This is a genomic window from Xanthomonas sp. 10-10 (genome assembly GCF_040182365.1).
GTDB lineage: Bacteria > Pseudomonadota > Gammaproteobacteria > Xanthomonadales > Xanthomonadaceae > Xanthomonas > Xanthomonas arboricola_F.
Genome location: NZ_CP144460.1, coordinates 2878140 through 2903220, shown reverse-complemented (window position 1 = coordinate 2903220; position 25081 = coordinate 2878140). Strand labels below are relative to the sequence as shown.

Here is a 25081-nt window from a genome sequence, read left to right as displayed (position 1 = left end):
GCGCCAGGCTGCCGATGAACCGCGGAGGCCCGCTGCCGGATAGACGCAAACGCTTGAGCCACCTACGTGTGCGAAGGCTGCACGTCGCGTCAGGCCGCTCGACGTGTCTGCTGGCCGATGCGCGCAACAATTCGATGTGCGGCTCTTACCTGGCTGGTGGCGTGTAACCGTTGTCCCAGGGCTCCGGTTTGGTCAGGTAGCACTGATATTCGGCCCGGATGTCATAGCCGTGTTGCTCGACTCGGGGTTGTTCGTCGGCGCGGTCCTTGCGGTCGTTCTTGTTGTCGTCCTTGGACTTTCGCTTATCTGGAAAGATCGTGACCAAGTTCGGCGACGACTGCGCGGTGATGAGTTGGCGGATGGCCGTGTCCGAGCACGCACGCAGTGCTTCGTCCTCGCAGGGTTGCGCGGGATCGGCCTGCAGGCTGGTGCAGCTCACAGTGACAAACCCGGCCGGGCCGGGACGCGGGCCACCCAACAGGTCCTGGAAGGCGGCGCATCCAGGCAGGCACGCGCTGCTGCCAAGTACAACCAGAACAATGAGATCCCTGCGCATCGTGGTGGTCTTCCATGAATGAATAGCTATGCCACTGCGCAATGCTAGAGCATCTTGCACCGTTGCACCGTTGCACCGTTGGACCGTTGGACCGTTGGAACAGGGCAGGGCGGTTTTCATGGCCTTGTCCGGAGTGTGATCCCCGCTGCTGTTCGTGCGCGGGCTGCGCGCTGGAGGTGCGGCATTGCGTCGCGGCGCCGGTAAACACAGCGTTGCACAGATTTCAGGGAGTTGTGACGCGGCTGCAACTTCCCGGCGACTAGCATGAGGGGTCTGTAACAGGAGACCATCATGTCCTACGACACCGTCAACCCGGCCAATGGCCAGGTCGAACACACCCAGCAGACGCTGGACGCCGCCGCCATCGAGGCGCGTCTTGCTGCTTCGGCCAAGGCGTTTCCGCAGTGGGCAGCGCTGCCCTTGGTCGAGCGCGGTGCACTGCTGCGCCGGGTCGGCGAAGAGTTGACCAAGCGGCGCGAGGATCTGCAGCGCATCATGACCGCCGAGATGGGCAAACTGCGCGGTGAGGCGCTGGCCGAGGTCGACAAGTGCGCGCAGGCCTGCGCGTATTACGCCGAGCATGCCGCCGCGTACCTGGCGCCGCGCGAGATTCCGACCGAAGCGCAGTCCAGCTATGTGCGTTACGAACCGCTGGGCTGCGTGTTTGCGGTGATGCCGTGGAATTTCCCGCTGTGGCAGGCGTTTCGCTTTCTTGCACCGGGTCTGATGGCCGGCAATGTGGCGCTGCTCAAGCATGCCAGCAACGTGCCGCGTTGCGCCGATGCAATGAAGCAGGTGCTCGATGCTGCCGGGATTCCGCCGGGTGTGTTCGACGTGCTGCATATCGACAATGATCAGGCCGCCGATGTGCTGCGCGATGACCGCATTGCCGCAGTCACGCTGACCGGCAGCGAACGTGCTGGCCGCTCGCTGGCCGCCAATGCCGGCGATCAGCTGAAGAAATGCGTGATGGAGCTGGGCGGTAGCGATGCTTTCGTGGTGCTGGAAGACGCCGACCTTGAGCACACCGTGCAATCGGCAGTGCAGTCGCGCTTCGACAACAGCGGGCAGACCTGCATCGCAGCCAAGCGCTTCATAGTGGTCGATGCCATCGCCGACCAGTTCATCGAACGCTTCGTCGCCGCTGCCTCCAAGCGCGTGCTCGGCGACCCGCAGCAGGAAGCCACCACGCTCGCACCGATGGCACGCGCCGACCTGCGCGACGAATTGCACAAGCAGGTGCAGGCCAGCGTGCAGAAGGGCGCCAAGGTATTGCTTGGCGGCGAACCAGTACCGGGCTCGCATGCGGGCTACCCGGCCACGATCCTCGACCAGGTCGCCCCCGGCATGCCGGCGTACGACGAAGAATTCTTCGGCCCGGTGGCCTCGATCATCCGCGTGGCCGACGAAGCCGACGCGGTACGCGTGGCCAACGACACCACCTTCGGCCTGGGCGGCAGCGTGTGGACCGCAGATGCCAAGCGCGGCGAACGCGTGGCGCAGCAACTGCAGTGCGGCGCCGCCTTCGTCAATTCGGTGGTCAAGAGCGATGTACGGCTGCCGTTCGGCGGCATCAAACGCTCAGGCTTTGGCCGCGAGCTCGCCGATCACGGCATCCACGAGTTCATGAACATCAAGACGATCTATGTGGCTTGAGGGCCGGGATTGGGGATTCGGGATTCGTAAGAGCAGGCCTTCCTTCTCCCCTCGGGAGAAGGTGCCCGAAGGGCGGATGAGGGCACGGGCAGCACACGATGATGCCGATGCCTTCAAATCAGCCAGTACAGAGCTGGCGCGCCCTTGCAGTGCGGGAACCTCAAGCAGTTCAGTGCCAAAACAACAATCAGCAGTCAGTAACCCGCTCTAACCAATCCCGAATCCCAACTCTCGAATCCCGGGCCGCAAAGCGGCCTAAAGCCACCGCGCCCGCTTGAACAGTCGATACAGCACCAGACACGAGGCCACCACACCGCCTACCAGCAACGGGTAGGCGTAGGGCTTGTCCAGTTCGGGCATGTGGGTGAAATTCATCCCGTACCAGCTGGTGATGAGCGTGGGCGCGGCGAGCAGGGCGGCCCAGGCGCCCAGGCGCTTGACGGTTTCGCCCTGTGCCAGCGTCACCATCGACAGGTTGACGCTCAAGGCGGTGCCCAGCATCTCGCGCAAGGTATCGATGGCATCGTTGATGCGCACGGCGTGATCGAGCACGTCGCGCAGGTAGATGCCGACCTCGTCATGGATCAGCGAGCCCGGATTGCGCTTGAGGTGCGACAACACGTCCTGCAGCGGGGCGACCACCAGGCGCATCTTGTTGAGTTCGCGCTTGAGCTCATACAGGCGCACCACGGTTTCGCGCTTGTAATTGTCGGCAAAGATGTCTTTTTCCAGGCCTTCCAGCGTGTCGCGGAACTCGTCCATGATCGGCAGATAGTTGTCGACCACAAAGTCCAGCACGCCGTACAGGCAGAACGACGCGCCCATGCGCAGCATCGCCGGTTCGCGTTCGACCCGGTGCCGCACCGGCGTGTAAGACAGCGACGCGCCGTGGCGCACGGTGAGCAAAAAGCGTGCGCCCAGAAACGCATGCGTTTCGCCGTAGCGGATGCGTTCGTTGACCAGTTGCGCGGTGTTGACCACCACGAACAACGAATTGCCGTAGCTCTCGGCCTTGGGGCGTTGATGCGCCTTGAGCGCATCCTCGATGGCCAGGTCGTGCAGGCCGAATTCCTCCTGCAGCTTGTGCAGCACCGACTCCTGCGGCTCGTACAAGCCAACCCAGACGAAGCCGTCCGGGCGCTGCAGCACATCGCTGATCTGCTCCAGGCTGATGTCGTGCCGCTTGCCGTCGCCGTCGTAGTAGGCGCAGGTGATGACGCAGGACGGGTTGTCTGGATGGCGACCGTGATTGTTCATGGGCGCATCCTGGATCAGCGCGTACGCAGCGACAAGTCGCGCGGCTGCAGAGCGATCGCGAGCGCGACATGGATCGGCAACAGCAGCATCACCCATTGCAGGTTGTCCTGCGCCTGGAATGAGAGCCAGTGAATGACCAGAGCCAGCAAAGCCCCGGCAGCCACCACCCAGCGCAGCCCATCGAACCAGCGTCCGGGCCGGAGACCACGCAGCGACTGCAGGCTGCCGATCAACAGCAACGCGCACAGCGGATTGACCAGCAACAGATTGCGATTGGCCCATGCGGACTGATGCGCTGTGAAGCCCCACAGATACACCAGCAAGCTGCCGCCGATGGCGCACAGTAGCCAGAATGGCAGCGCAAGGCCGGCCAGTAATCGGGGTTTGCGGCGCAGCGCCAGCATGCCGGCGGCAACGATCAGCCCGGTCAACAACCACGGCCACCAATGGCGCTGTTGTTCGGCAGGCTCCGGCGCGATGCGATGCGGCAGCAGCACCTGCGTGGCTTGCACCAAGGGGCGGCCGGCGCTGTTGTGCACCTGGGTCAGGCTGTCGGCCAAGCGCATCGGCACGAAGGCTTCTTCCCAGCGCGACAAGGGGCGATCGGCATACGGCCCCAGCCCCAGGTCGAAGCCCAGCCACATCCACGGGGCAGGGGAGGCCAGGCGCACCGCTTCGCTGCGGAAGGTATTGCCGCGCGAGCGCCCGGCCAGTTGCGACTTGAGCGCGCCGCCCATCGCACGGTCCAGGGTGTCGCGCACCATGGTGGCGCAGTTGGCTTCGAAATAATCGTAGTGATACCGGGCGTTTTCCGGCCGGCTGCGGACCGCCAACCCATCGGCAAGCGCGCGCGCCTGCTCCGGCGGCAGATCCAGCCACTGGATGCTGACGCCCCTGCCAACGTTGCGGTACTGCGACAGGTCTTCTTGCAGCGGCAGCGCCACCAGGTAGTACATCATTTCGCCACGCGCAAAGCGCGGCACGAAGTCCGGTTCGCTCGGGTCGAAGAAGCCGAAGTTGTACGAGGTGGCCTGCTGGGTGAGCGGGTCGACTACCACGATGGCGTCATGCCCGAAGCGTTCGAAGAACACCTCGCCCGGTTGCATGGTGACCACGCCGACGCGTGGTGGCGGTGCGCTGGTCGGCACAGCAGTGGGCAGAGCCTGCGCCGAGGCAAGCGGTGCCACCAGCAGTGTCAGCAGGAGCAGCGCCCAGCACGCGACCCATTGCCAGGCACCACGGCGGTAGCGCACCGTGGCGGAACGGCGTGCGAGGTTCAAGCGTCGTCCTGCGGGTCGGGCGGCAGGATGGTGACGTGGAAGGCGTGCACGCGGCGCGCGTCGGCCTTGGCCACGCGGAACGCAAACCGGCCCAGGGTCAGCTCTTCACCGGTCTCCGGCAGGTGCCCGATCGCATCGGTGACCAAACCACCGACGGTGTCGTACTCGTCGTCCGGGAACTCGGCGCCGAAGCGCTCGTTGAAGTCCTCGATCGGCGTCAGCGCATCGACCACGTAGCGGCCATCGGCCTGGATCGCGATCAGCGAATTTTCTTCTTCGGCATCGTCGTGCTCGTCGTCGATCTGGCCGACGATCTGCTCCAGCACGTCTTCGATGGTGACCAGGCCGGCGACGCCGCCGTACTCGTCCACCACGATCGCCATGTGGTTGCGCGACAGGCGAAATTCCTTGAGCAGCACGTTGAGCTTCTTGGACTCGGGGATCAGCACCGCCGGGCGCAGCAGCTCGCGCACGTTGCCGGGCCCGTTGTCGGCGACCACGCCGCGCAACAGGTCCTTGGCCAGCAGGATGCCGAGCACTTCGTCCTTGTTCTCGCCGTGCACCGGGAAGCGCGAATGGCCGGATTCGACCACCTGCTTCATCAGGTCGATGAAGCGCGCTTCCACCGGCAGCGAGACCATTTGCGAGCGTGAAATCATCACGTCGCCCACGGTGAGCTCTGACACGGAAATCGCGCCTTCCATCATGCGCAAGGTGTCGGCGGCGATGAGACCGTCTTGCTCGGCAGTCCGCAGCAGCGCGACCAGTTCGTCGCGGGTGTGGGGTTCGCCGGAGAAGGCCGCGCTCAGGCGTTCGAGCCAGCTGCGGCGTTTTTCGGAGGGTTCTGAGGTATGGCTACTGTCGTCTTCGGACATCGTGACGGGGAACGGCACCCGGCAAACCAGGCGTTAGGCTGCAGTCTAGCAGGAAGCCGGCAAGGCGCTGTGGATCCGCTGCCGGGCGCCGGGGTGTCAGGGCAGGTCCAGGCTATAGCCGCAGCCGACCACGGTCTTGCCCGGATGCGATTTGACGTTGGTCACGCTGAGCACGACCGATTCGATCATCGCCTCGCCGGTTTTCGGGTTGGTGGTGTCTTCGCTGACCAGCTCGCGGCCGTACATCACCTTGTCGGCGTTATCCACGCCCAGCTCCAGGTTCAGCTGTTTGGCCAGCGGGCGCGGGTCGGGCAGGTCCAGCAGCGCCATGATGCTGGCGCCGGAAAACGCGATATGCGTGGTGCTGTGGCCGAACACGCTGATCGGCGTGTTGAGCGTGTATTCGGTCATGAACAGGTTGGACTGATCCAGCGGCGTCCAGCCCAGCGCGACCGCCTTGAGCGGGTCGGCCAGCACCGGCGCCAGGGCATTGAAGTCGCCGATGCGCTGGCGGCATTCGATCAGCGCCGGCAGGTCCGGACGCACCGGCGCGGTCTGGGCAACAGCCGCCGACGGGCTCAGCAGCAGGACGCTCATGGCCAGCAACGCGCGCATCAGCGCTCCCCCGCATACGGGTCGTCGATGCCTAGATCGGCCAGGATCTCCCGCTCCAGTTGCTCCATGGCATCGGCCTCCTTGTCGTCTTCGTGGTCCCAGCCCAGCAGGTGCAAGGTGCCGTGCACGGTCAGATGCGCGTAATGCGACGCCAGCGATTTGCCCTGTTCGGCCGCCTCGCGCGCCACCACCGGCGCACAGATCACCAGATCGCCTAGCAGCGGCATCTTAATGCCCTTGGGCAAGCCTTCGGGCAGTTCGGCCGGGAAGCTCAGCACATTGGTGGCGTAATCCTTGCCGCGGTAATGATGATTGAGCGAGCAGCCTTCCTTCTCGTCGACCACGCGCACTGCCAGGTCGGCTTCGCGGATGCGCCCCTTCAGCGCCGCAGCCACCCACTTGCGAAAACTTACCGCCGACGGCAGGCCGGCGCGCGGCAACGCGTAACTGACGGCGACGTCGAGGCGGATGGGGCCTTTGGTCATGGCGATACCAGCATTGAGCTCAGACGGGAGCCACAGTATCGCGCGTGCGTTGCCTCACTGCGACTTCCACTCGCTGGGGTCATAGCCGATTTCGATCACCTCGGCTGTCTTGACCAGCTCTTCGATGCCGGCTTGCTTGGTCGAGCCGTGGCAATTGAAGCCCAGATGAGTCTTGATTTGGCGCGCCATCTCTACGGCGCCTTGATCGGGCGTCGCTTTGGCATCGAGGTGGACGGTCAGGTCCGCGCACCCGCCAACATTGCTGACCTGGATGGCAGGTACGAGCGCGCGCGCAGCCTGGTCGGCGAGTGCGTCGAACCTGGCCTGCGCGATTGCTTGCTGTGCTGCCGATACCCGCACCTTGATGTAGTACAGCTGCTTGTAGAACAGGTAGCCGTTGGACAGTAGCGGCATGCCGGACGACGACAGGTCCATGCTGAGCTGCAACTTTTCCCCAACGATGCGTTCGGCATCCGCGATGGCCGCGATCACCTTAGCATCCACTGCATTGGCCGGGATGTTTTTCGGGGCATCGTCGCTGGTCAATACGAACCTGCTCTGGTCCAGCTCGTCCAGCCGCGAATAAGTGCCTTGTGTGCGCGCCGCGGCGAGGTCCTTGCGAAAGGCGATCATGCCGTGCTCGATGGCCTCGGCTTGAGCGCGTTGCCCGGCTGGGTAAACGAACACATCGATATTCAATTCCGGATGCTCAGCCATCGCGTAATGGAATCCAGCCCCAGAGACCTTGGCTGCCGGGTTGTAGGAGCTGCGGGCGAGCGTAAATGGACCAACGTTCCTCGGCGCGGCCAGGTAACTGGTTTCGATGTAAGCGCGCGAGGCTGCCGGGGGCTCATCCGGCGCGGCCGATAACGCAACTGGAGCAACACCCAGCATGCAGGCGAAGAACAACACGCGACATCCGACCATGTGCACCTCCTGTGCAGAACAATGCCGCAAGTGTATCGCCGTGACGCGGCCGGTTGGTGTGTGGGGCTCGGTACCGCTGTAGACCAACCGGCGCGAGAGGCTGTGCGATGACCGCGCGCTACCTGAGGTTTCCCGGCTTGCCCTGCGTTGCACCGAGTCGTGCCGAGCAGGGTATCCGCGGTTACCTCCCACCAGCTTGCTTCATGCCGCAGGTTCGACAGGCTTTTCGGCCAGATCGCGCTTTTCATAAGCAGTGACGATGCGTTGCACCAGCGGGTGGCGTACCACGTCGCGCGCTTCGAAGAAGGTGAAGCTGGCGCCTTCCACGTCACGCAGCACCTCGATCGCATCGCGCAGGCCGGATTTGACGTGCTTGGGCAGGTCGATCTGGGTCAGGTCGCCGGTGACCACTGCGGTGGAGCCGAAGCCTAGCCGGGTCAGGAACATCTTCATCTGTTCGATGGTGGTGTTCTGCGCCTCGTCCAGGATCACGTACGCATCGTTCAGCGTGCGGCCGCGCATATACGCCAGCGGTGCGATCTCGATCACGTTGCGCTCCAGCAGCTTGATCACCTTTTCCACGCCCAGCATTTCGTATAGCGCGTCGTACAGCGGGCGCAGGTAGGGGTCCACCTTCTGGCTGAGGTCGCCGGGCAGGAAGCCGAGCTTTTCGCCGGCTTCCACTGCCGGGCGCACCAGGATCAGCCGTTGCACGCGCGATTCGTTCAAGGCTTCCACCGCGCTGGCCACCGCCAGGAAGGTCTTGCCGGTGCCGGCCGGGCCGATGCCGAAATTGATGTCGTGGGTGGTGATCGCGTGCAGGTACTTGGCCTGGTTGGCGCCACGGCCACGCACGGTGCCGCGCTTGACCTTGATCGCCACGTCCTGTGCCACATAGGAACGATCGACCACATGCTCGACATTGGCATCGTTCAGGCGCAGGTGGATCGCGTGGTTATCGAAGGTGGTGGAGGCGGCTTCGTCGTACAACGCGGTCAACAGCGTCTGCGCGGCGGTGATCGCCGGCTCCGGCCCGGTGATGCGGAAGATATTGCCGCGGTTGGCGATCTCCACGCCAAGCTTGAGTTCGATCTGGCGCAGGTGCGCGTCGAACGGGCCGGCCAGATTGGCCAGGCGCTCGGTGTCGTCGGGTTCCAGGGTGAAATCGCGGGAGGCAGGTGAGTTCATGGTCGGATCGGACAGCGCGCGCAGCGTCGGTAGGGCGGCAGGTGAGGGTAGCGCGCAGGATGTGATCCCACCAACATGCCGGGCGTCGCGGCGTGGTCGATACGGGGCGAGCAGCTTTTCCACAAGCGCTGTGGAGTCACGCATCACTAACCTGTGGATAGATTGCGTCAGCCCTACTGGCATAAGGTCTGATGGGTGAGTGGTGAAAAAGTCGCCACTGCGCGCAGGGTTGTCCACACGCGGTGTGGATCGAATTCGGCAAAGCCTGTGGGTAAGTGTCACCACGCCTTGCGCTGCAAGGTGTTGAACCTGTGTGGTGAATTTTTGATCACTGCCGCAACCAGGCCATGCGCTCCTGGCCACACGATGCAGTCGCTGCACAGGCAGCGTCGGATACGTGGGGCGGGGCCTTGCTGTTCTGCGGCAACACGGCTGCACTCCCGCGTGCATCGACCACCAGTCACCGTAGGCAGCGAGTGCACCGGGTTGCATCGACGCGGGCGCAACGCGTGTCAATGCATGGGTCGCACAGCGCGGCGCAGGCACGCACTACTCCGAGCAGCCTGCATGCAACGTTCAACCGTTGCGCACGAGGCATCACGCCTGCAGCGCAGGCACGACGTAGGTGCGCTGCGATCGCATCTTCAATGCAGCGCCGCACAGATGCGGCGCGTATGTCAGCTGGTGCTGTCGTCCAGCTGGATGCGGCCCCGCAGCGAGTTGCTCATCGCCTCGGTGATCAGTACATCCACAAACTGCCCGATCAGGCGCGGGCTGCCGGGGAAGTTCACCGGGCGCATGTTCTCGCTCTTGCCGGTCAGTTCGTTCGGGTCGCGGCGCGACGGGCCTTCCACCAGCACCCGCTGCACGCTGCCCACCATGGACTGCGAAATGGTCGCCGCATGTGCGCTGATATGCGCCTGCAAGCGGGCCAGGCGCGCCTGCTTGACCGCCTCGGGCGTGTCGTCTTCCAGATCCGCGGCCGGCGTGCCGGGGCGACGCGAATACACGAACGAAAAGCTCTGGTCAAAACCGACGTCTTCGATCAGTTTCATGGTCTTTTCGAAATCCGCTTCGGTCTCGCCGGGAAAGCCGACGATGAAGTCCGAGCTGATCGAGATATCCGGACGCACCGCGCGCAACTTGCGGATCTTGGACTTGAATTCCAGCGCGGTGTAGCCACGCTTCATCGCCGACAGGATGCGGTCGCTGCCGGCCTGCACCGGCAGATGCAGATAGTTGGCCAGCTGTGGCACATCGCGATACGCATCCACCAGCGAATCGGAAAATTCCAGCGGATGCGAGGTAGTGAAGCGAATGCGGCCGATGCCCTCGATCTGCGCGATGGTGCGGATCAACAGGCCCAGATCGGCGTACTGCGGCGCTTCACCCGCATCGGCGCCATACGCACCGCGATACGCGTTGACGTTCTGGCCCAGCAGGTTGATCTCGCGCACGCCTTGCGCTGCCAGTTGCGCCACTTCCACCAGCACATCCTCGAACGGGCGGCTGACTTCTTCGCCGCGCGTGTAGGGCACCACGCAGAACGAGCAGTACTTGGAGCAGCCTTCCATGATCGACACGAAGGCAGATGGACCATCGGCGCGCGGTTCGGGCAGGCGATCGAACTTCTCGATTTCCGGGAAGCTGATATCCACCTGCGACTTGCCGGACTGGCGCCGTGCACGGATCAGTTCCGGCAGGCGATGCAGGGTTTGCGGCCCGAACACCAGATCCACATACGGCGCACGCTTGACGATGGCCTCGCCTTCCTGCGAAGCCACGCAGCCACCCACGCCGATGATCACCGGCGTGCCGCCGGCCTTGGCCCGGCTTTCCTTGAGCAAGCGCCAGCGCCCCAGTTGGCTGAACACCTTTTCCTGCGCCTTTTCGCGGATGGAGCAGGTGTTGACCAGCACCACGTCGGCGTCTTCGGGGTTGTCGGTCAGCTCCAACCCTTCGGAGGCGGCAAGCACGTCGGCCATCTTGGCCGAATCGTACTCGTTCATCTGGCAACCGTGGGTCTTGATGTACAGCTTGCCGCGCACCACGGCAGGCGCCGCCGGGCGGGCGACCGGCAACGGCAGCAGGGCAGGGGCGCCCACGGCGGTGGCCGCAGACAGATCGGAAACGGATGTCCCGGGCATGGCGCTTATTCCAGGCGGGTGAGATAGCCGCCCAGTTTACCCGCTGATGCCCGTGCCTGCGCTGTCGGCTGCCTGCCCATCGATGGCGGTGGCACGCGCGACCGCCGGGCGGTCCGCCATCCGTGCGATGTAGGCGCGGGTCGGGGCTGGCGGGTCGATCAGGCCGAACTGCACCATCCATGCCAATGCGCCGCCCCACAGCACGTCGGCTGCACTGCAGCGCGGGCCCAGCAGGTAGTCGCCCTGCGCCAGCTGTGTGTAGACCACGTTCAATACGGTGTCGCAGTCCGCATAGGGCGAGAGCGAGCGCGGTGGGGGCGTGCGCTTGAGCGCAAGGTCGACGATCGCCGGCTCGAACGCCGCACCGTAGAAGGCCAGCCAGCGCAGGTAGCCGCCGCGGTCGGCATCGCCCGGCGCGGGCGACAGGCCGGCCTCGGGGTACAGCTCGGCCAGATACTGGTAGATGGCGCCCTGTTCGGTCACCACGCTGTCGCCGTGCACGATCGTCGGAATCTTGCCCATTGGGTTGATCGCAAGGAAGTCCGGCGCAAGCTGCTGCTCCTTTTCCAGATCGATGACCTGCAGGCTGTAGCTGGCGCGCAACTCCTCCAGCAGCACCAGGACACCGCGCGAGCGCGAACGGGGATTGTGGAACAGGGTGATATGGCGGTCGTCGGGCATGGCTGTCTCCTTGGGATCAGGTGGTGATGGGGCGGGTGCAGGGTCATTGCTGGTATGACGATCCTACGGAGCTATTGCGGACAGCTTCTGTCCGCAATACCGTCTGGGCATGGCCTCGACCGCTGCTCGTCTGTTGCGACTGCTTTCCTTGCTGCAAGGTGGGCGCAGCTGGCCGGGCGCTGCGCTTGCCGAGCGCCTGGAGGTCCACCCGCGCAGCCTGCGGCGCGATATCGAGCGGTTGCGCGAGCTCGGCTACCCGGTGCATGCGGCGCCGGGATCCGGCGGCGGTTACCGACTCGGGCAGGGGGCGGCCGCCTTGCCGCTGCTGTTCGAGGAGGAAGAGGCGCTGACCGTGGCGATCGCCTTGCGCGCGGCGGCGCCGGCCATCGCCGGCATGGATGCCGCCGCCGCCCGCGTGCTGGCAAAACTGGACCCGCTGCTGCCGCGGCGCAGCGGTCAACGCGCCAGCGCGGCGCACGCGGCCATGGCAAGCATGCCGATCGCCGAGCCGGGAACCCGGGTGGATGCGGCCTTGCTGGCCCAGCTTGCCGGCGCCTGTCGCGACCGCACCACGCTTCGGCTGGACTATCGGCGTCACTCTGGCGCGGCCATCACCCGCTGCGTCGAGCCGGCGCTGCTGGTCAACTACGGCCGGCGCTGGTACCTGCTGGCCTGGGACTGCGAACGACAGGACTGGCGCACGCTGCGCGCCGACCGTATCGATCTGGCGGTGCCCACCGGCGCCAGGTTCGAGGCCCGGGCGCTGCCGGAAGATCCGCTGCAACTGCTGCGCAAGGCCATCGGCGAAGCGCCGTTTCCGTGTCGTGCGCGGGTGCGGTTGCCTGGCACGCTGGAGATGCTGGCCGCGCAGGTTCCACCCTGGCTGGGTGCGCTGGAGGCAGACGGCGCTGACCACTGCTGGCTGGGGCTGGGCGCGCCGACCATGCCGGCGCTTGCCGCCAATCTGCTGCTGCTCGAGCTGCCCTTCGAGGCGATTACACCGGCCGCCATGCGGCAACCGCTGCTCGATGCGCTGGACGCCTTGCGGACGCGACTGCACCGGCCGTCGGCCTGAGCGCTACTGCCTCTTGGCAAGCCCGGGGCAAGCTGGGACACTCCGCCGCATGAAGGGGACGTCAAGATTGCTGGGGCTGTTGTTTGTCGCGTTGTCGGCTGCGCCGGCCAGCGCCGGCACGCTGTACAAGTGTGTCAGCGGCGACGGCATCACCAGCTACCTCAGTAAGCGCCAGAGCGGTGCGGCCTGCAGCGTCATCAGCAGCTTCACCCCCGAGCGCTCGGCCCGCCGTGTGCCAGTTGCGCCACTGCCTCCGGCAGCGGCAGTGTCCACCACGTCGGCCCGTTCCGTCGCCACGATCGACAGCGGTGCACCTGCCACCATCATCAGCCCGCCACCACGCCGCGCTGCCGGGACGGCTATGGCCGCGCCGCCTACGCTGCCGGTGGCAGAGCGTGCGACATCGATCATGCCCGCCGCTGCGCCGGCCGCTGCGGTCAACCCGCGCCGCGTGGTTAGCGGACAGGTCTACTCTTATATGAAGGACGGCGTGCGCCACTACACCAGCGCACGTCCGCGCCAGGTGGCCAGCATCGAAGGGCTGCGCACCATCCACTACAGCTTCATCGAGACCTGTTACGCCTGCGGCGCCAAGCCGGGCGTAAACTTCGGCGCAATCCGGCTCAACACCGCGGCCTATCAGCAGGAGATCGCGTCGGCGGCGCGCGAGTTCGGGGTCGAAGAGGCGATCGTGCGCGCCATCATCCATGCCGAGTCGGCATATAACCCGCTGGCGCTCAGTCGCGCCGGTGCGCAGGGTTTGATGCAGTTGATGCCGGGCACTGCGCGCCGCTTCGGCGTCAGCGATGCTTATGACGCATCGCAAAATATCCGCGGTGGCGTGCAATATCTTTCGTGGTTGCTGAAGCGCTTCAATGGCGACCTCACGCTAGCGGCCGCTGGCTACAACGCCGGCGAGGGGGCCGTGGATCGTTATGGCGGTGTGCCGCCTTACAGCGAGACCCAGCGCTATGTGCAACGCGTCGGCCTGCTGGCCGGCCGTTATCGCGGTCAAAGCACCACTGCCAACTGAGCAACGCGTTGGTCCCGGCGCTTGCAGATGCGGCATGCGGCGCTGTGGTGGCCACTCCATGAGGTCTTGTCATTCGCGTGGTCGCCAATGCTGCACATGCGTTGCGATGCCGCCGCTGCGTCATCCCCCCTCGAACGAATGCGCTGCGCGCGCGTACTGCGTCACAGCCACTGCATAAGCCATCGCGCTTGGCCTGCATCGTCCCAGGCGCCCGCACACATCGGCCATTGCATCGCACATGCCCGACTGCGTACATTGCATTGTCTGTGCATTAAGCGTTCCGCTACACTGCGGTCGATTCATCGCGGCTGGACCCCCCGCCAGCCGTTGGCAGCCTCACGCTACCTAATCAAGATCGGAGAGCCGGATGGCCAACGATGGGGTTAACGCACCTGCTGATATCGGGCGTCGCCGGTTTTTGACCGCGACGACGGCCGTGGTCGGTGCGGTCGGAGCAGGATTTGTTGCAGTTCCGTTCGTGAAGTCGTGGAATCCCAGTGCACGCGCCAAGTTGGCCGGCGCACCGGTGACCGCCGACATCAGCGCCTTGCAGGAAGGGCAACGGCTGGTTCTGGAATGGCGCGGTCAGCCGATCTGGATCGTCAAACGCTCCAAGGCGATGCTCGACGCATTGCCGTCGCTGGACGACCGGCTCAAGGACCCCAAGTCCGAGAACAAGGACCAACAGCCCGACTACGTGCTGAAGAACCCCGAGTACCGCTCGATCAAGTCCGATATCTCGGTGCTGGTCGGGCTGTGCACGCATCTGGGGTGCTCGCCGGAAATGGTGGCCGAAATCCGGCCCGAGCCCTACGACCCGCAGTGGAAGGGCGGCTACTTCTGTCCGTGCCATAAATCGCGCTTCGACATGTCCGGCCGCGTCTTCGACGGCGTGCCCGCACCGATCAATCTGCTGGTGCCCCCGCATCACTATGTGGACGACAACACCCTGGTGATCGGCGTCGATCCGGATGGTGCCGGTACGTCGGCCAAAAGCACGGGGGCTGCCTGATGAGCAATATCCTGGTTCGTACCGCCAACGGCGTGTTCGAGTGGGTCAACGAACGCGCACCCGGGCTGATGCCCACGTACCGCAAGCACATCAGCGAGTACTACGCGCCGAAGAACTTCAACCTCTGGTACTACTTCGGCTCGCTGGCCATCGTGGTGCTGGTGAATCAGATCGTCACCGGCATCTTCCTGACGATGCATTACAAGACCAGTGCGGCCGATGCGTTCGCGTCGGTCGAATACATCATGCGCGACGTGGAGTGGGGCTGGCTGATCCGCTACATGCACAGCACTGGCGCCTCGCTGTTCTTCATCGTGGTGTATCTGCACATGTTCCGCGGGCTGATGTACGGCAGTTACCAGAAGCCGCGCGAGCTGGTGTGGATCCTGGGCATGCTGATCTACCTGGTGCTGATGGCCGAAGCCTTCATGGGCTACGTGCTGCCGTGGGGCCAGATGTCGTTCTGGGGCGCGAAGGTCATCATCTCCCTGTTCGGCGCCATTCCGGTGATCGGCAACGGGCTGACCGAGTGGATCATGGGCGACTACCTGCCCGGCGATGCCACGCTCAACCGCTTCTTCGCGCTGCACGTGATCGCACTGCCGCTGGTGCTGTTGCTGCTGATCGTGCTGCACATCGGCGCACTGCACGAGGTGGGCTCCAACAATCCCGATGGCGTGGAGATCAAGAAGGGACCCAAGGGCAATCGCTGGGATGCGCACAAGCCCGCCGACGGCATTCCGTTCCATCCGTATTACACGGTGAAGGATCTGGTCGGTGTCGGCTTTTTGCTGCTGATCGCTGCCTTCATCATCTTCTTCGCCCCCGCGTTCGGCGGCCTGTTCCTGGAACACGACAACTTCACCGAGGCCAATCGACTGGTCACGCCCGAGCACATCAAACCGGTCTGGTACTACACCCCGTACTACGCGATGTTGCGCGTGGTGCCCAACAAGCTGGGCGGCGTGCTGGTGATGTTCTCGGCAATCGCCATCCTGTTCCTGGTGCCGTGGCTGGATCGCGCCAAGGTGCGGTCGGTGCGCTATCGCGGCTGGATCTCGAAGGTGGCGCTGGGCGTGCTGGTGGTGTGCTTCGTGTGGCTGGGTGTGATCGGCTCCGGGCCGGGCACCGACGCGCACGAGACCTACGTCGGGCGGGTGCTGACCTTCCTGTACTTCGCCTTCTTCATCACAATGCCGGTGTGGACCCGGCTGGACAAGACCAAGCCGGTACCGGAGCGGGTGACGACCCATGACTAAGCGCATCGTGATGTCATGGAAGTCGCGCGTGGCGGTTGTGCTCTGCGGACTGACACTGGCCCTTGGCGCAATGGCGGCCGAGGGCGGAAAGGTGCAGCAGGCCGGCAATGATCTGGGCGACCGCGCATCGCTGCAACGCGGCGCGCAGTTGTTCATGAACTACTGCTCCGGCTGCCACTCGTTGAAGTACCTGCGCTATTCGCGCATGGCCAGCGATCTGGGATTGAGCGAAGCCGAGGTCATGGCCAACCTCAACTTCACCGGGGCCAAGATCGGCGAGCATATCGAAGGCACCATGCCGCACGATGCGGCGACCAAGTGGTTCGGCAAGGCGCCGCCGGATCTGACCTTGATCGCGCGCGTCCGCGGCACCGACTGGGTCTATACCTATCTCAAGTCGTTCTATCTGGATCAGACCCGTCCGCTGGGCTGGAACAACCAGTTGTTCCCGAACGCATCCATGCCCAATCCGCTCTGGGAACTGCAAGGTCTGCAGCAGGCGCAATTCGGCCCGGCCGACAAGGCCACCGGCGACAAACCGGTGGAGGCACTGAAGCTTGGGCAGCCGGGACGACAAACGCCGGTGGAGTTCGATCAGACCGTGCGCGATATCGCCAACTTCCTCGAGTACGCGGGCGAACCGGCGGCGCTGAAACGGCAGAGCATGGGCGTGTGGGTGATCCTGTTCCTGGTGTTCCTCACCTTCATGGCGTACCTGCTGAAGAAGGAATACTGGAAGGACGTGCATTGATCGTGCTGTGAACCCGAGGCGGCCGCGCAATGCCGCGGCCGCCTAGGAGCAGCAGACTGGTCGCCCGGTGCATGCAAGCCCCGCGCAGGACCAGGGTGTATGCATGCTGCTTGCCGATTTCGAGCATGGGCCGCGTCTGTCGGCGGTCGTGCAGTCGTTGAGCGGCATGGACGCCGTTCAGGAGCCTACTTCGACGTACTTGCGGCGTGTCCCGCGATGGTGGGCGGGCAAGGGCCTTGCAGCAAACTCGCAGCGTCGAGGGCGCTGCGCCCTCACCGCTTGCGGGACACGCCGTGAACCCGTCCCTGGGGGCTCGGTGGCGGCATCCATGCCGCCACACGGTCCCGCAAGCGGCGAGGACACCGCACCAGACAGATTGGTCGGTGCTCATTCGAAAAGCCGTCTGTCGCGCGCTGCGCATCAGGCGTGGTGCCGATGCTTCACGATCGAACAAGGCGCACCCAGCACTGCTCTTACTTCGCGTACCGACCATCTCGACTGGTCCTTGCCCGCTCACCGTCGCGGGACCCTGAGCGGCATGGATGCCGCGCCGGAGCCTACAAGGACGTACTTGCGGCGTGTCCCGCGATGGTGGGCGGACAAGGGCCCTGCACAGAATCCGCAGATAAGCCGCGGACCTACTTGCCGATGATGCGTCAGCGCCGGCCGCGCCCGACATGGGAGGCGACAATATGGCTTGTTGGTGTTTTTGAGGCCCTATCACCCTTGGCTTTTGCGTGACGTGATTGCACACTCGAAGGACCGTGGTGACGGTCGGCGTTGGGCCGGCCGCGCCGATGCGGCCGGCGGATTCCGGTCGTCGGAGAGCCTTGAATGGCGACGAGTGTGCGTATGCGGAATACCTTGACTTTGTTTTCGTCCAACGACGACGTGTTGTGCCACCGGGTCCGTCTGGTCCTGGCGGCGAAAGGGGTGACCTACGACCTGGTGCCGGTCGACCCGCAAAACCCCCCGGAAGATCTGATCGATCTCAATCCCTATCATTCGGTGCCGACCCTGGTCGAGCGCGATCTGGTGCTGTACGCCGCATCGGTGGTCAGCGAGTATCTGGACGAGCGCTACCCGCATCCGCCGCTGATGCCGGTCGACCCGCTGTCGCGGGCGCGCCTTCGCCTTGCGATGCTGCGGATCGAACACGACTGGGTGCCGCAGGTGCAGGCGATCCAGCTCGGCAACAAGACCCAGGCCGAGGCCGGCCGCAAGCGCCTGAAGGAACTGCTCACCGCCTCGGTGCCGCTGTTCAAGGCCAGCAAGTTCTTCCTCAATCCGGAAATGAGTCTGGCCGATTGCGCGATGGCGCCGATCATCTGGCGACTGGATGCACTGGAGATCGGCCTGCCCAAGGATGGCAAGGCGATCGAGGACTACGGCAACCGGATCTTCCGCAATCCCGGTTTCATTCGCAGCCTCACCGAGCAGGAAAAAAAGCTGCGTGATTTGCCGGGCTGATGTGACGGCTGTATGCCAACAGACCGACGCCCCATCTCGTCGCCGCCGTTGCGGGCCATGTCCGGGTAAAATGACGTCATGAGCGAAGATTTCCCCCGCATGACCAGCCATCGCCCGTATCTGTTGCGGGCCTTGGTCGAATGGATCAACGACAACGGCATGACCCCGCACGTTCTGGTGGACGCAGGACTGCCCGGCGTGCAAGTACCGGCCAGTGCCGTCAAGGACGGCCGCGTGGTGTTGAACATCGCCGAGCGCGCCGTGGTCGGGCTGCAGGTCGACAATGAGAGCGTGAGTTTCACTGCGCGCTTCGGCGGTGTCAGCTATCCGGTGATGGTGCCGATGTCTGCCGTGCTGGCGGTCTACGCGCGCGAAACCGGGCAGGGCATGGCATTGCCGGACGACATCCCCGGTACCAGCAGCGAGCCGCCGGATCCCGGCGCACCGCCGCCTAGCGCGCCGACGCCCGACGAGCCGCCCGGCGGTGGCAAGCGCCCGCACCTGCGCGTGGTCAAGTAAGCGCGCACGGTGGCTGACAGCCGCGTTCCCGTGTGGGTGGAACGCGCCCGTCATGTCGATTGCAGTGCGCCGGATGCGTCCGGCGCAGTCGATTACCACTACGAGTACGACATTTATCGTTTCGTGCAAGGCAGGCGCTGTCTTGTCGCGCGCAGCTACGTCGATACGCCCGATGAAGCGCACTTTCTCAGCATCGAGATAAATGGCAGGTCGCGCCTGTTGAAGAAGGCCGACATGCTGCGCCCGCTGTGCCTGTTCGCACAGGCGCAGCTGCGTCGCGAGGGCAAGCAGCAGCTACGCTGGTTGAGCGGCCGGGGCAACGGATACGAGCCGGTGCCGGACGGCCCGGCAGCGGCCGGATCCGGGTGGATGGATGCACTTCGTCGGCTGATGGAGTGAGCCAAGGGCAACCGACGACGACAGCGCGCCTAAGAACGGCTGACACAGGACTGCGCTCGTCGCCACGCGGGCGGCGGCCGGAATCCTGTTCGGCAGCGTCACGCAGACCCTGCGGTTCCTGGCGCGTCGTCCACACCGGGCTGGCGACTGCTCACTGCGTCTGCCACCCGCTCTAAGCCGGCATCAGCCACAGACATCGGCACCTGCCAGATGCAGGTGCCAGCGCAGCCTGCTCACTCCAGCCGCTCATGCTCCGGATGCAGCGCCCGCACCGTCGCGACCTGCGGCCCGGTGAACGCAATCAACTGATCGCCGCGCAGCACCAGTTTGCCGCTGTGGCGATCGGCGCCATCGTAGGAATACTCGAAGCGGAACGTGCGCTCGAAGCCCAGCCAGCCATTGGGCAGTCTGCAGACGCGCAGATTGGTGGAATGCACGCTCTGGTCCAGCCACTGCACATCGGCCGCACGGCAGGCATTGCGGCCGAGGATGTCGGCACGTTCGGCTGCGGCACGCGACGAGTTCCAGAACGCGAACAGCGCTGCGCCGGCAATCATGAAGAGGATGAGGCTGGGCATGTCGCCAATGTGCCACGGCGTCGCCTGCCCGACAATCGCATGACGGCCGCTGTTCTCAATCAGCGTGCGGAGGAGGTCACCCCATGTTTCCGTGAATGTGCGTGAATGGGTTCACCAGCCTTGCCGACGCCGGCTTGCATCCGCGCCACAGAAGCGCCATCTGACAGTACATCTACGGGTTGAACGCATTTGGCCGGCCATCCGTTACTGACATCGCCCATGCATCCTGTTCTGCAGCATTTCCATCCCGTGGTCGCTGCGTGGTTCGCGCAGACCTTCGCTGCGCCCACGCCGGCGCAGGTTGCTGCGTGGCCGGCGATCCAGGCCGGCCGGCATACGCTGGTGGCCGCGCCCACCGGTTCGGGCAAGACGCTCACCGCGTTCCTTGCGGCGATCGATGCGCTGATCCGCGACGGGCTGGACAATGGCGGTGCGCTGCCCGACCAGACGCGGGTGGTGTATGTGTCGCCGTTGAAGGCGCTGTCCAACGACATCCATCTCAATCTGGAAGCGCCGCTGCAGGGCATCCGCACCGCCCTGGCTGCCGACGGCCTGCCGGATGTGGCAGTGCGCACGGCGGTCCGCACCGGCGATACGCCGCAGCGCGAGCGGGCTCAGGCGCGGCGGGTGCCGCCGCACATCCTGGTGACCACGCCCGAATCGTTGTACGTGTTGCTGGGCTCGGCATCCGGGCGCAGTGCGTTGCGGCATGTGCGCACGGTCATCGTCGATGAAATCCATGCGGTGGCGGCGGACAAGCGTGGCAGCCATCTGAGCCTGACGTTGGAGCGGCTGCAGCGACTTGCCGATCAGCCGATCACGCGGGTCGGTTTGTCGGCAACCCAGAAACCCATCGAAACCGTCGCGCAATTTCTGGTCGGCGTTGACGAAGACGGCGCGGCGCCGCCCTGCGAGATCGTCGATATCGGCTACACGCGTGAGCGCGATCTGGCGTTGGCGTTGCCGCCTACGCCGCTGAGCGTGGTGATGTCCAACGACCAATGGCTGCAGGTCTATGCCGACGTGGCCGCGCTAGCGCAGCAGCATCGCACCACACTGGTGTTCGTCAACACGCGGCGCATGGCCGAGCGTGCGGCGCGGCATCTGGGCGATCTATTGGGCAAGCAGCGCGTTGCCGCCCATCACGGCAGTCTGTCGCGCGAGACCCGTCTGCTGGCCGAGCAACGGCTCAAGGCAGGCGAACTCACCGTGCTGGTGGCCACCGCCTCGCTGGAGCTGGGCCTGGATATCGGCGACGTGGATCTGGTCTGCCAGCTCGGGTCGCCGCGCTCGATCGCCACCTTCCTGCAGCGCGCCGGCCGCTCCGGTCACAAGGTCGGCGGCACGCCGAAGGCGCGGCTGTTTCCGCAGACCCGCGACGAGCTGGTCGAATGCGCGGCATTGCTGGACGGCATCCGGCGTGGCGAACTGGATGCGCTGCGCATTCCAGTGGCGCCGGTGGATGTGCTTGCACAGCAGATCGTGGCTGAGGCGGCATGCGAAGACTGGGACGAGGACGCGCTGTTCGCATTGATGCGGCGCGCATGGCCGTTCGCTCAGTTGAGTCGCGCCACCTTCGACAGTGTGGTGCGCATGCTGTGCGAGGGTTTCAGCACGCGGCTGGGGCCGCGTGCCGGGTATCTGCATCGCGATGCGGTGCACCGGCGGCTGCATGCGCGCCGCGGTGCGCGCATGACCGCGCTGACCTCCGGCGGCACCATTCCCGAAACCGGCGACTACAGTGTGGTGCTGGAGCCGCAGGCCGAAAAGATCGGCACGGTGAACGAAGATTTTGCGGTCGAAAGTCTCACCGGCGACGTGTTCCAGCTCGGCAATGCCAGCTACCGCATCCTGCGTGTGGAGGCCGGGCGCGTGCGCGTGGAAGATGCCAAAGGCGCACCGCCGAATATCCCGTTCTGGTTGGGCGAAGCGCCTGGCCGCAGCGACGAGTTGTCGGCGGCGGTGTCGCGCCTGCGCGGCGAGATTGCTTCCCGACTCGACAATGCACCGCACCGGGCGGCACGCGATTGGCTATGCAGTGCGCTTGGCTGTTCTGCAGAATCAGCGCAGCAGTTGGTGGACTATCTGGCGCATGCCAGTGCGGCGCTGGGCGCCATGCCCACGCAGCAGTGCCTGGTGATGGAGCGATTCTTCGATGCCAGCGGCGGCACGCAACTGGTGATCCACTCGCCCTATGGGAGCCGCATCAATCGTGCCTGGGGGCTGGCACTGCGCAAGCGCTTCTGTCGCACCTTCAATTTCGAATTGCAGGCAGCCGCGACCGAGGATGCGATCGTGTTGTCGCTGTCCACCAGCCACAGTTTTGCGCTGGAAGAGGTTGGCCGCTACCTGCATTCGTCGTCGGCCGAACATGTACTGATCCAGGCGCTGCTGGATGCGCCATTGTTCGGCGTGCGCTGGCGCTGGAACGCCACCAATGCGATGGCGTTGCCGCGTTTCACCGGCGGCAACAAGGTCGCCCCGCAGTTGCAGCGGATGAAGTCCGAAGACCTGTTGGCGACCGTGTTTCCGGATCAGGTGGCCTGTGCGGAGAACCTGGTCGGCGAGCGCGAGGTGCCGGACCATCCGTTGGTCACGCAGACGCTGGACGATTGCCTGCACCAGGCGATGGACAGTGAAGGCTGGCTGCAGGTGTTGCGTGGGCTGGAATCGGGCGCCATCACCCTGGTGGCGCACGATCTGGCGGCGCCCTCTCCGCTGGCGGCGGAAGCCTTGAATGCGCGTCCGTACGCATTCCTGGACGACGCGCCGCTGGAAGAGCGCCGCACCCAGGCCGTGCAGAGCCGCCGCTACAGCCCGCAGAGCGGCGACGATCTTGGGCGGCTGGACCCATTGGCCATCGCGTCGGTGCGCGAGGAAGCCTGGCCGCAGCCCCGCGATGCCGAAGAGATGCACGAGGCCCTGGTCGGGCTGGGCGTGCTGCCGGTCGCCGAGGCGGCAGATGTGCAGTGGCAGGCATGGTTGAGCGTGCTTGCCGCCGATGGCCGCGCCAGCTGCCTGCTCATGCAAGGCGCGCCGGCGCTGTGGATCAGCGCCGAGCGCATCGATTGGTTCATGCGCCTGTATCCGCATGCAGCGGCGCAGCCGCCGTTGCAGGCACCGGATGACTGCCGCGTGGCCGACTGGGAGCGCGACTGGGCGGTGTGCGAGCTGTTGCGCGGGCGCCTGTCGGCGGTTGGCCCGGCGCAGGTGCCGGCATTGGCCGCCGCATTGCGCTTGCCCGAGGACGAAATCGCGCTGGCGTTGCTGACACTGCAGCGCGAGGGCTATGTCATGGCCGGCCAGTTCAGTGCGCACGCGCACTCGGAAGAGTGGTGCGAACGCCATCTGCTGGCGCGCATCCACCGCTACACGCTGGGGCGTCTGCGGCGCGAGATCGAGCCGGTGTCGCAGCGCGATTACGCGCGCTTCCTGTTCGAGTGGCAGCATCTGGACAGCGATAGCCGGGTTGCCGGACCGGACGCGTTGGCTGGCGTTGTCGGGCAACTGGAAGGTTTCGAAGCGCCGGCCGTGCTGTGGGAAAGCGAAGTGCTGCCGGCGCGTGTGCGCGACTATCAACCCGCGTGGCTGGACGAACTGTGCACCGCCGGACGTACCACGTGGGCGCGCCTGCGCCCCGGCGGCGGGCGCAGCGGCGCCGCGCTGCGGGCCACTCCGATCGTGCTGTTGCCACGCCGCGAGGCGCAGCGCTGGAGCGGGCTGGCACGCGCAGCAGACGACGCGCCGCTGGGGTCGCGCGCGCAGCGCGTGGTGGAGGTGCTGCAGCAGCAGGGCGCGTTGTTCTTCGACGAGATCGCCGATGCCGCACACCTGATGAGCACCGAACTGGAAGATGCCTTGAGCGAACTGGTGATGCGTGGCCGTGCGCATTGCGACAGTTATGCCGGACTGCGCGCGCTGCTGGTACCGGCGTCCAAGCGGCCGTCGGCGCTCTCGCGTCAGCGGCGGCGTAGCGGCGCCCTGGGTATCCGCGATGCCGGGCGCTGGGCGCCGGTGCGTACGCCGGCCGATCTGCCGCAGGCCGAAGCCGGCGAGCGGCATCAGGAGATGCTCGAACACGTTGCGCGCACGCTGCTACGCCGCTACGGCGTGGTGTGCTGGCGCTTGCTCGAACGCGAGGCGGCATGGTTGCCGCCCTGGCGCGAACTGCTGCGCATGTATCAACGCCTGGAAGCGCGCGGCGAAATCCGTGGCGGCCGCTTCATCGCCGGCCTGTCTGGCGAGCAGTTCGCGTTGCCGGATGCGATCGCGGCCTTGCGTCGCGTGCGCGCACAGGTGCCGCAGCAGCGCTGGGTGTGCGTGAGCGCAAGCGACCCGAGCAATCTGTTGGGCAGCATCCTGCCCGGCGAGCGCGTGGCGCGTGTGCCGGGCAATCGCGTCGCATCGCTAGATGGCCTGCCGATGGCGGTGTGGGTGGCTGATCGCTTCCAGCCGTTGCACGCGCTCACTGCCGAACAGGGCGAGCAGGCATTGCGCATCCTGCAACGCGGGCCGGGTGCGGCCGAGCTGACGCCGATGGAGCAGTGGCTGGCTCAGTCGCCTGTCAGCGCTGCCCGCGTGCCGGTCACGCGCGGGAGCGGACGCGACACATAGGCGCTGTCGGGCACCACCCAGCGCCATGGCTGATCGATGGCCTTGCGGATACCGATGCGCGGCGTCGCGAGCGGCACAGTCGGCGGCAGGGTGCCATCGTCCTCGATCCACAGCCGCGCGTCGGCATCGGTCAGGTCCAGCCCGTTGTCGGCCGCAGTTACGCCGAACGCCTGCGCCAGACGGCCGGGCCCGGTGGTCAGTGCCTTGGCCGGCGCCGTGCCGCGTGCAGCCTGCATGGCTTCCACCCCGGCCAACGGCTGCAGTGCGCGGATCAGCACAGCGTGCCCAGGCGCGCCCCCGCAGACCGCATTGATCGCCCAGTGCATGCCATAGATGAAATACACATACAGATGTCCGGGTGGACCGAACATCACCTGGGTGCGCGGGGTGATGCCGCGGAACGAATGGGCGGCGGGATCTTCGCTGCCGCAATAGGCCTCGACCTCGGTAATGCGGCCGCGGCGGCCATCGGCGCTGACCAGCACCTTGTTGAGCAGGCGCGGCGCAACCTGGCGCGCATCTTGGGTGTAGAACGCGCGGGGCAGGGTCCTGTACGGCATCGCGCCAGTCTAGCCACACGCTCGTGATGTCTCTGCGGACTGTCCCGGACGGTCCGTTAATCAGGGGTAGGGTTTTTCCGAACAAGCCAGGTCAGGAGCGCAAGCCCTGTCACAAAACCGCATATCCGTCTGCATAAATGGGCG

22 protein-coding genes and 1 pseudogene are annotated in these 25081 nt (G+C 65.4%); 10 read left to right on the top strand and 13 right to left on the bottom strand.

Annotation, left to right across the window (positions count from 1 at the left end):
* Nucleotides 1-145: 145 nt before the first annotated feature.
* Nucleotides 146-676 carry a hypothetical protein gene (locus VZ068_RS12285; RefSeq protein ID WP_349655463.1) on the bottom strand — a complete coding sequence of 177 codons (531 nt, stop codon included), beginning with the start codon at nucleotides 674-676 and terminating at the stop codon, nucleotides 146-148.
* A 171-nt stretch (nucleotides 677-847) separates the two neighbouring features.
* Between VZ068_RS12285 and VZ068_RS12280 the strand changes: the two genes are divergently transcribed.
* Nucleotides 848-2212 (top strand): NAD-dependent succinate-semialdehyde dehydrogenase, encoded by a 1365-nt coding sequence (locus VZ068_RS12280; protein ID WP_349655462.1) that lies wholly within the window; start codon nucleotides 848-850, stop codon nucleotides 2210-2212.
* A gap of 255 nt (nucleotides 2213-2467) precedes the next feature.
* Here VZ068_RS12280 and VZ068_RS12275 read toward each other — a convergent pair whose 3' ends face one another.
* The 9 genes from VZ068_RS12275 to VZ068_RS12235 all read right to left on the bottom strand — a co-directional run bounded on the left by VZ068_RS12275 (nucleotide 2468) and on the right by VZ068_RS12235 (nucleotide 11667).
* The gene (locus VZ068_RS12275; RefSeq protein ID WP_259150701.1) at nucleotides 2468-3469 is read right to left on the bottom strand and encodes a magnesium and cobalt transport protein CorA; all 1002 of its coding nucleotides are present in this window, start codon (nucleotides 3467-3469) and stop codon (nucleotides 2468-2470) included.
* Nucleotides 3470-3483: 14 nt separating this feature from the next.
* A complete protein-coding gene (locus VZ068_RS12270; protein WP_349655461.1) occupies nucleotides 3484-4749 on the bottom strand; it encodes a DUF4105 domain-containing protein in 1266 nt (421 codons plus the stop codon).
* Nucleotides 4746-5624: a transporter associated domain-containing protein gene (locus VZ068_RS12265; protein ID WP_005989773.1), complete on the bottom strand. Its 879-nt coding sequence runs from the start codon at nucleotides 5622-5624 to the stop codon at nucleotides 4746-4748. The genes VZ068_RS12270 and VZ068_RS12265 overlap by 4 nt, the downstream gene beginning before the upstream one ends.
* Nucleotides 5625-5720: 96 nt before the next feature.
* Nucleotides 5721-6239 carry a hypothetical protein gene (locus tag VZ068_RS12260; protein WP_349655460.1) on the bottom strand — a complete coding sequence of 173 codons (519 nt, stop codon included), beginning with the start codon at nucleotides 6237-6239 and terminating at the stop codon, nucleotides 5721-5723.
* Complete coding sequence (ybeY, locus tag VZ068_RS12255; protein WP_046964885.1) at nucleotides 6239-6724, bottom strand: rRNA maturation RNase YbeY; 486 nt, start codon at nucleotides 6722-6724, stop codon at nucleotides 6239-6241. Before ybeY ends, VZ068_RS12260 begins: the two co-directional genes overlap by 1 nt.
* A gap of 54 nt (nucleotides 6725-6778) precedes the next feature.
* The gene (locus VZ068_RS12250; RefSeq protein ID WP_349657702.1) at nucleotides 6779-7441 is read right to left on the bottom strand and encodes a hypothetical protein; all 663 of its coding nucleotides are present in this window, start codon (nucleotides 7439-7441) and stop codon (nucleotides 6779-6781) included.
* Nucleotides 7442-7852: 411 nt separating this feature from the next.
* Nucleotides 7853-8839 carry a PhoH family protein gene (locus VZ068_RS12245; protein ID WP_349655459.1) on the bottom strand — a complete coding sequence of 329 codons (987 nt, stop codon included), beginning with the start codon at nucleotides 8837-8839 and terminating at the stop codon, nucleotides 7853-7855.
* Between the two features lie 677 nt (nucleotides 8840-9516).
* Nucleotides 9517-10986 carry a tRNA (N6-isopentenyl adenosine(37)-C2)-methylthiotransferase MiaB gene (gene miaB, locus VZ068_RS12240; RefSeq protein ID WP_349655458.1) on the bottom strand — a complete coding sequence of 490 codons (1470 nt, stop codon included), beginning with the start codon at nucleotides 10984-10986 and terminating at the stop codon, nucleotides 9517-9519.
* A 36-nt stretch (nucleotides 10987-11022) separates the two neighbouring features.
* Nucleotides 11023-11667, bottom strand: a complete 645-nt coding sequence (locus VZ068_RS12235) for a glutathione S-transferase family protein (protein WP_349655457.1) — start codon at nucleotides 11665-11667, stop codon at nucleotides 11023-11025.
* Between the two features lie 109 nt (nucleotides 11668-11776).
* On the opposite strand from VZ068_RS12235, the gene VZ068_RS12230 reads away from it, so the two are divergent.
* From VZ068_RS12230 to VZ068_RS12210, 5 genes are all read left to right on the top strand, one after another.
* Complete coding sequence (locus VZ068_RS12230; protein WP_349655456.1) at nucleotides 11777-12742, top strand: WYL domain-containing protein; 966 nt, start codon at nucleotides 11777-11779, stop codon at nucleotides 12740-12742.
* A 49-nt stretch (nucleotides 12743-12791) separates the two neighbouring features.
* Entirely contained in the window at nucleotides 12792-13775 is a 984-nt protein-coding gene (locus VZ068_RS12225; RefSeq protein ID WP_349655455.1) for a lytic transglycosylase domain-containing protein, read from the top strand.
* Nucleotides 13776-14142: 367 nt separating this feature from the next.
* Nucleotides 14143-14787: a ubiquinol-cytochrome c reductase iron-sulfur subunit gene (petA, locus tag VZ068_RS12220; RefSeq protein ID WP_259150681.1), complete on the top strand. Its 645-nt coding sequence runs from the start codon at nucleotides 14143-14145 to the stop codon at nucleotides 14785-14787.
* Nucleotides 14787-16046, top strand: coding sequence for a cytochrome bc complex cytochrome b subunit (locus VZ068_RS12215; RefSeq protein ID WP_259150680.1), 1260 nt, complete (start codon nucleotides 14787-14789; stop codon nucleotides 16044-16046). The genes petA and VZ068_RS12215 overlap by 1 nt, the downstream gene beginning before the upstream one ends.
* Entirely contained in the window at nucleotides 16039-16797 is a 759-nt protein-coding gene (locus tag VZ068_RS12210) for a cytochrome c1 (RefSeq protein WP_349655454.1), read from the top strand. The genes VZ068_RS12215 and VZ068_RS12210 overlap by 8 nt, the downstream gene beginning before the upstream one ends.
* Before the next feature lie 272 nt (nucleotides 16798-17069).
* Here VZ068_RS12210 and VZ068_RS12205 read toward each other — a convergent pair.
* Nucleotides 17070-17341 (bottom strand): annotated as a pseudogene (locus VZ068_RS12205) (hypothetical protein).
* A 290-nt stretch (nucleotides 17342-17631) separates the two neighbouring features.
* Here VZ068_RS12205 and VZ068_RS12200 point away from each other — a divergent pair.
* The 3 genes from VZ068_RS12200 to VZ068_RS12190 all read left to right on the top strand — a co-directional run bounded on the left by VZ068_RS12200 (nucleotide 17632) and on the right by VZ068_RS12190 (nucleotide 19185).
* A complete protein-coding gene (locus VZ068_RS12200) occupies nucleotides 17632-18267 on the top strand; it encodes a glutathione S-transferase N-terminal domain-containing protein (RefSeq protein WP_039407816.1) in 636 nt (211 codons plus the stop codon).
* Between the two features lie 78 nt (nucleotides 18268-18345).
* A complete protein-coding gene (locus VZ068_RS12195; RefSeq protein WP_349655453.1) occupies nucleotides 18346-18786 on the top strand; it encodes a ClpXP protease specificity-enhancing factor in 441 nt (146 codons plus the stop codon).
* A 30-nt stretch (nucleotides 18787-18816) separates the two neighbouring features.
* A complete protein-coding gene (locus VZ068_RS12190; RefSeq protein WP_349657701.1) occupies nucleotides 18817-19185 on the top strand; it encodes a hypothetical protein in 369 nt (122 codons plus the stop codon).
* 233 nt (nucleotides 19186-19418) lie between these two features.
* Here the strand turns inward: VZ068_RS12190 and VZ068_RS12185 are convergent, their stop codons facing one another.
* Entirely contained in the window at nucleotides 19419-19763 is a 345-nt protein-coding gene (locus VZ068_RS12185) for a DUF3301 domain-containing protein (RefSeq protein WP_115046748.1), read from the bottom strand.
* 219 nt (nucleotides 19764-19982) lie between these two features.
* On the opposite strand from VZ068_RS12185, the gene VZ068_RS12180 reads away from it, so the two are divergent.
* On the top strand, nucleotides 19983-24377 hold the full coding sequence (locus tag VZ068_RS12180) for a DEAD/DEAH box helicase (protein WP_349655452.1): 4395 nt from the start codon (nucleotides 19983-19985) through the stop codon (nucleotides 24375-24377).
* On the opposite strand, the gene VZ068_RS12175 is transcribed toward VZ068_RS12180, so the two are convergent.
* A complete protein-coding gene (locus tag VZ068_RS12175; RefSeq protein ID WP_349655451.1) occupies nucleotides 24317-24937 on the bottom strand; it encodes a DNA-3-methyladenine glycosylase in 621 nt (206 codons plus the stop codon). The two genes, VZ068_RS12180 and VZ068_RS12175, sit on opposite strands and share 61 nt — an antisense overlap.
* Nucleotides 24938-25081 lie beyond the last annotated feature (144 nt).

Excerpts from the sequence above, each read along its gene's own strand:
- VZ068_RS12285 (WP_349655463.1), bottom strand. The coding sequence starts at position 676 with ATGAAAACCGCCCTGCCCTGTTCCAACGGTCCAACGGTCCAACGGTGC.
- VZ068_RS12280 (WP_349655462.1), top strand. The coding sequence starts at position 848 with ATGTCCTACGACACCGTCAACCCGGCCAATGGCCAGGTCGAACACACC.
- VZ068_RS12275 (WP_259150701.1), bottom strand. The coding sequence starts at position 3,469 with ATGAACAATCACGGTCGCCATCCAGACAACCCGTCCTGCGTCATCACC.
- VZ068_RS12265 (WP_005989773.1), bottom strand. The coding sequence starts at position 5,624 with ATGTCCGAAGACGACAGTAGCCATACCTCAGAACCCTCCGAAAAACGC.
- VZ068_RS12260 (WP_349655460.1), bottom strand. The coding sequence starts at position 6,239 with ATGCGCGCGTTGCTGGCCATGAGCGTCCTGCTGCTGAGCCCGTCGGCG.
- ybeY (WP_046964885.1), bottom strand. The coding sequence starts at position 6,724 with ATGACCAAAGGCCCCATCCGCCTCGACGTCGCCGTCAGTTACGCGTTG.
- VZ068_RS12250 (WP_349657702.1), bottom strand. The coding sequence starts at position 7,441 with ATGGCTGAGCATCCGGAATTGAATATCGATGTGTTCGTTTACCCAGCC.
- VZ068_RS12245 (WP_349655459.1), bottom strand. The coding sequence starts at position 8,839 with ATGAACTCACCTGCCTCCCGCGATTTCACCCTGGAACCCGACGACACC.
- miaB (WP_349655458.1), bottom strand. The coding sequence starts at position 10,986 with ATGCCCGGGACATCCGTTTCCGATCTGTCTGCGGCCACCGCCGTGGGC.
- VZ068_RS12235 (WP_349655457.1), bottom strand. The coding sequence starts at position 11,667 with ATGCCCGACGACCGCCATATCACCCTGTTCCACAATCCCCGTTCGCGC.
- VZ068_RS12230 (WP_349655456.1), top strand. The coding sequence starts at position 11,777 with ATGGCCTCGACCGCTGCTCGTCTGTTGCGACTGCTTTCCTTGCTGCAA.
- VZ068_RS12225 (WP_349655455.1), top strand. The coding sequence starts at position 12,792 with ATGAAGGGGACGTCAAGATTGCTGGGGCTGTTGTTTGTCGCGTTGTCG.
- petA (WP_259150681.1), top strand. The coding sequence starts at position 14,143 with ATGGCCAACGATGGGGTTAACGCACCTGCTGATATCGGGCGTCGCCGG.
- VZ068_RS12215 (WP_259150680.1), top strand. The coding sequence starts at position 14,787 with ATGAGCAATATCCTGGTTCGTACCGCCAACGGCGTGTTCGAGTGGGTC.
- VZ068_RS12210 (WP_349655454.1), top strand. The coding sequence starts at position 16,039 with ATGACTAAGCGCATCGTGATGTCATGGAAGTCGCGCGTGGCGGTTGTG.
- VZ068_RS12200 (WP_039407816.1), top strand. The coding sequence starts at position 17,632 with ATGGCGACGAGTGTGCGTATGCGGAATACCTTGACTTTGTTTTCGTCC.
- VZ068_RS12195 (WP_349655453.1), top strand. The coding sequence starts at position 18,346 with ATGAGCGAAGATTTCCCCCGCATGACCAGCCATCGCCCGTATCTGTTG.
- VZ068_RS12185 (WP_115046748.1), bottom strand. The coding sequence starts at position 19,763 with ATGCCCAGCCTCATCCTCTTCATGATTGCCGGCGCAGCGCTGTTCGCG.
- VZ068_RS12180 (WP_349655452.1), top strand. The coding sequence starts at position 19,983 with ATGCATCCTGTTCTGCAGCATTTCCATCCCGTGGTCGCTGCGTGGTTC.
- VZ068_RS12175 (WP_349655451.1), bottom strand. The coding sequence starts at position 24,937 with ATGCCGTACAGGACCCTGCCCCGCGCGTTCTACACCCAAGATGCGCGC.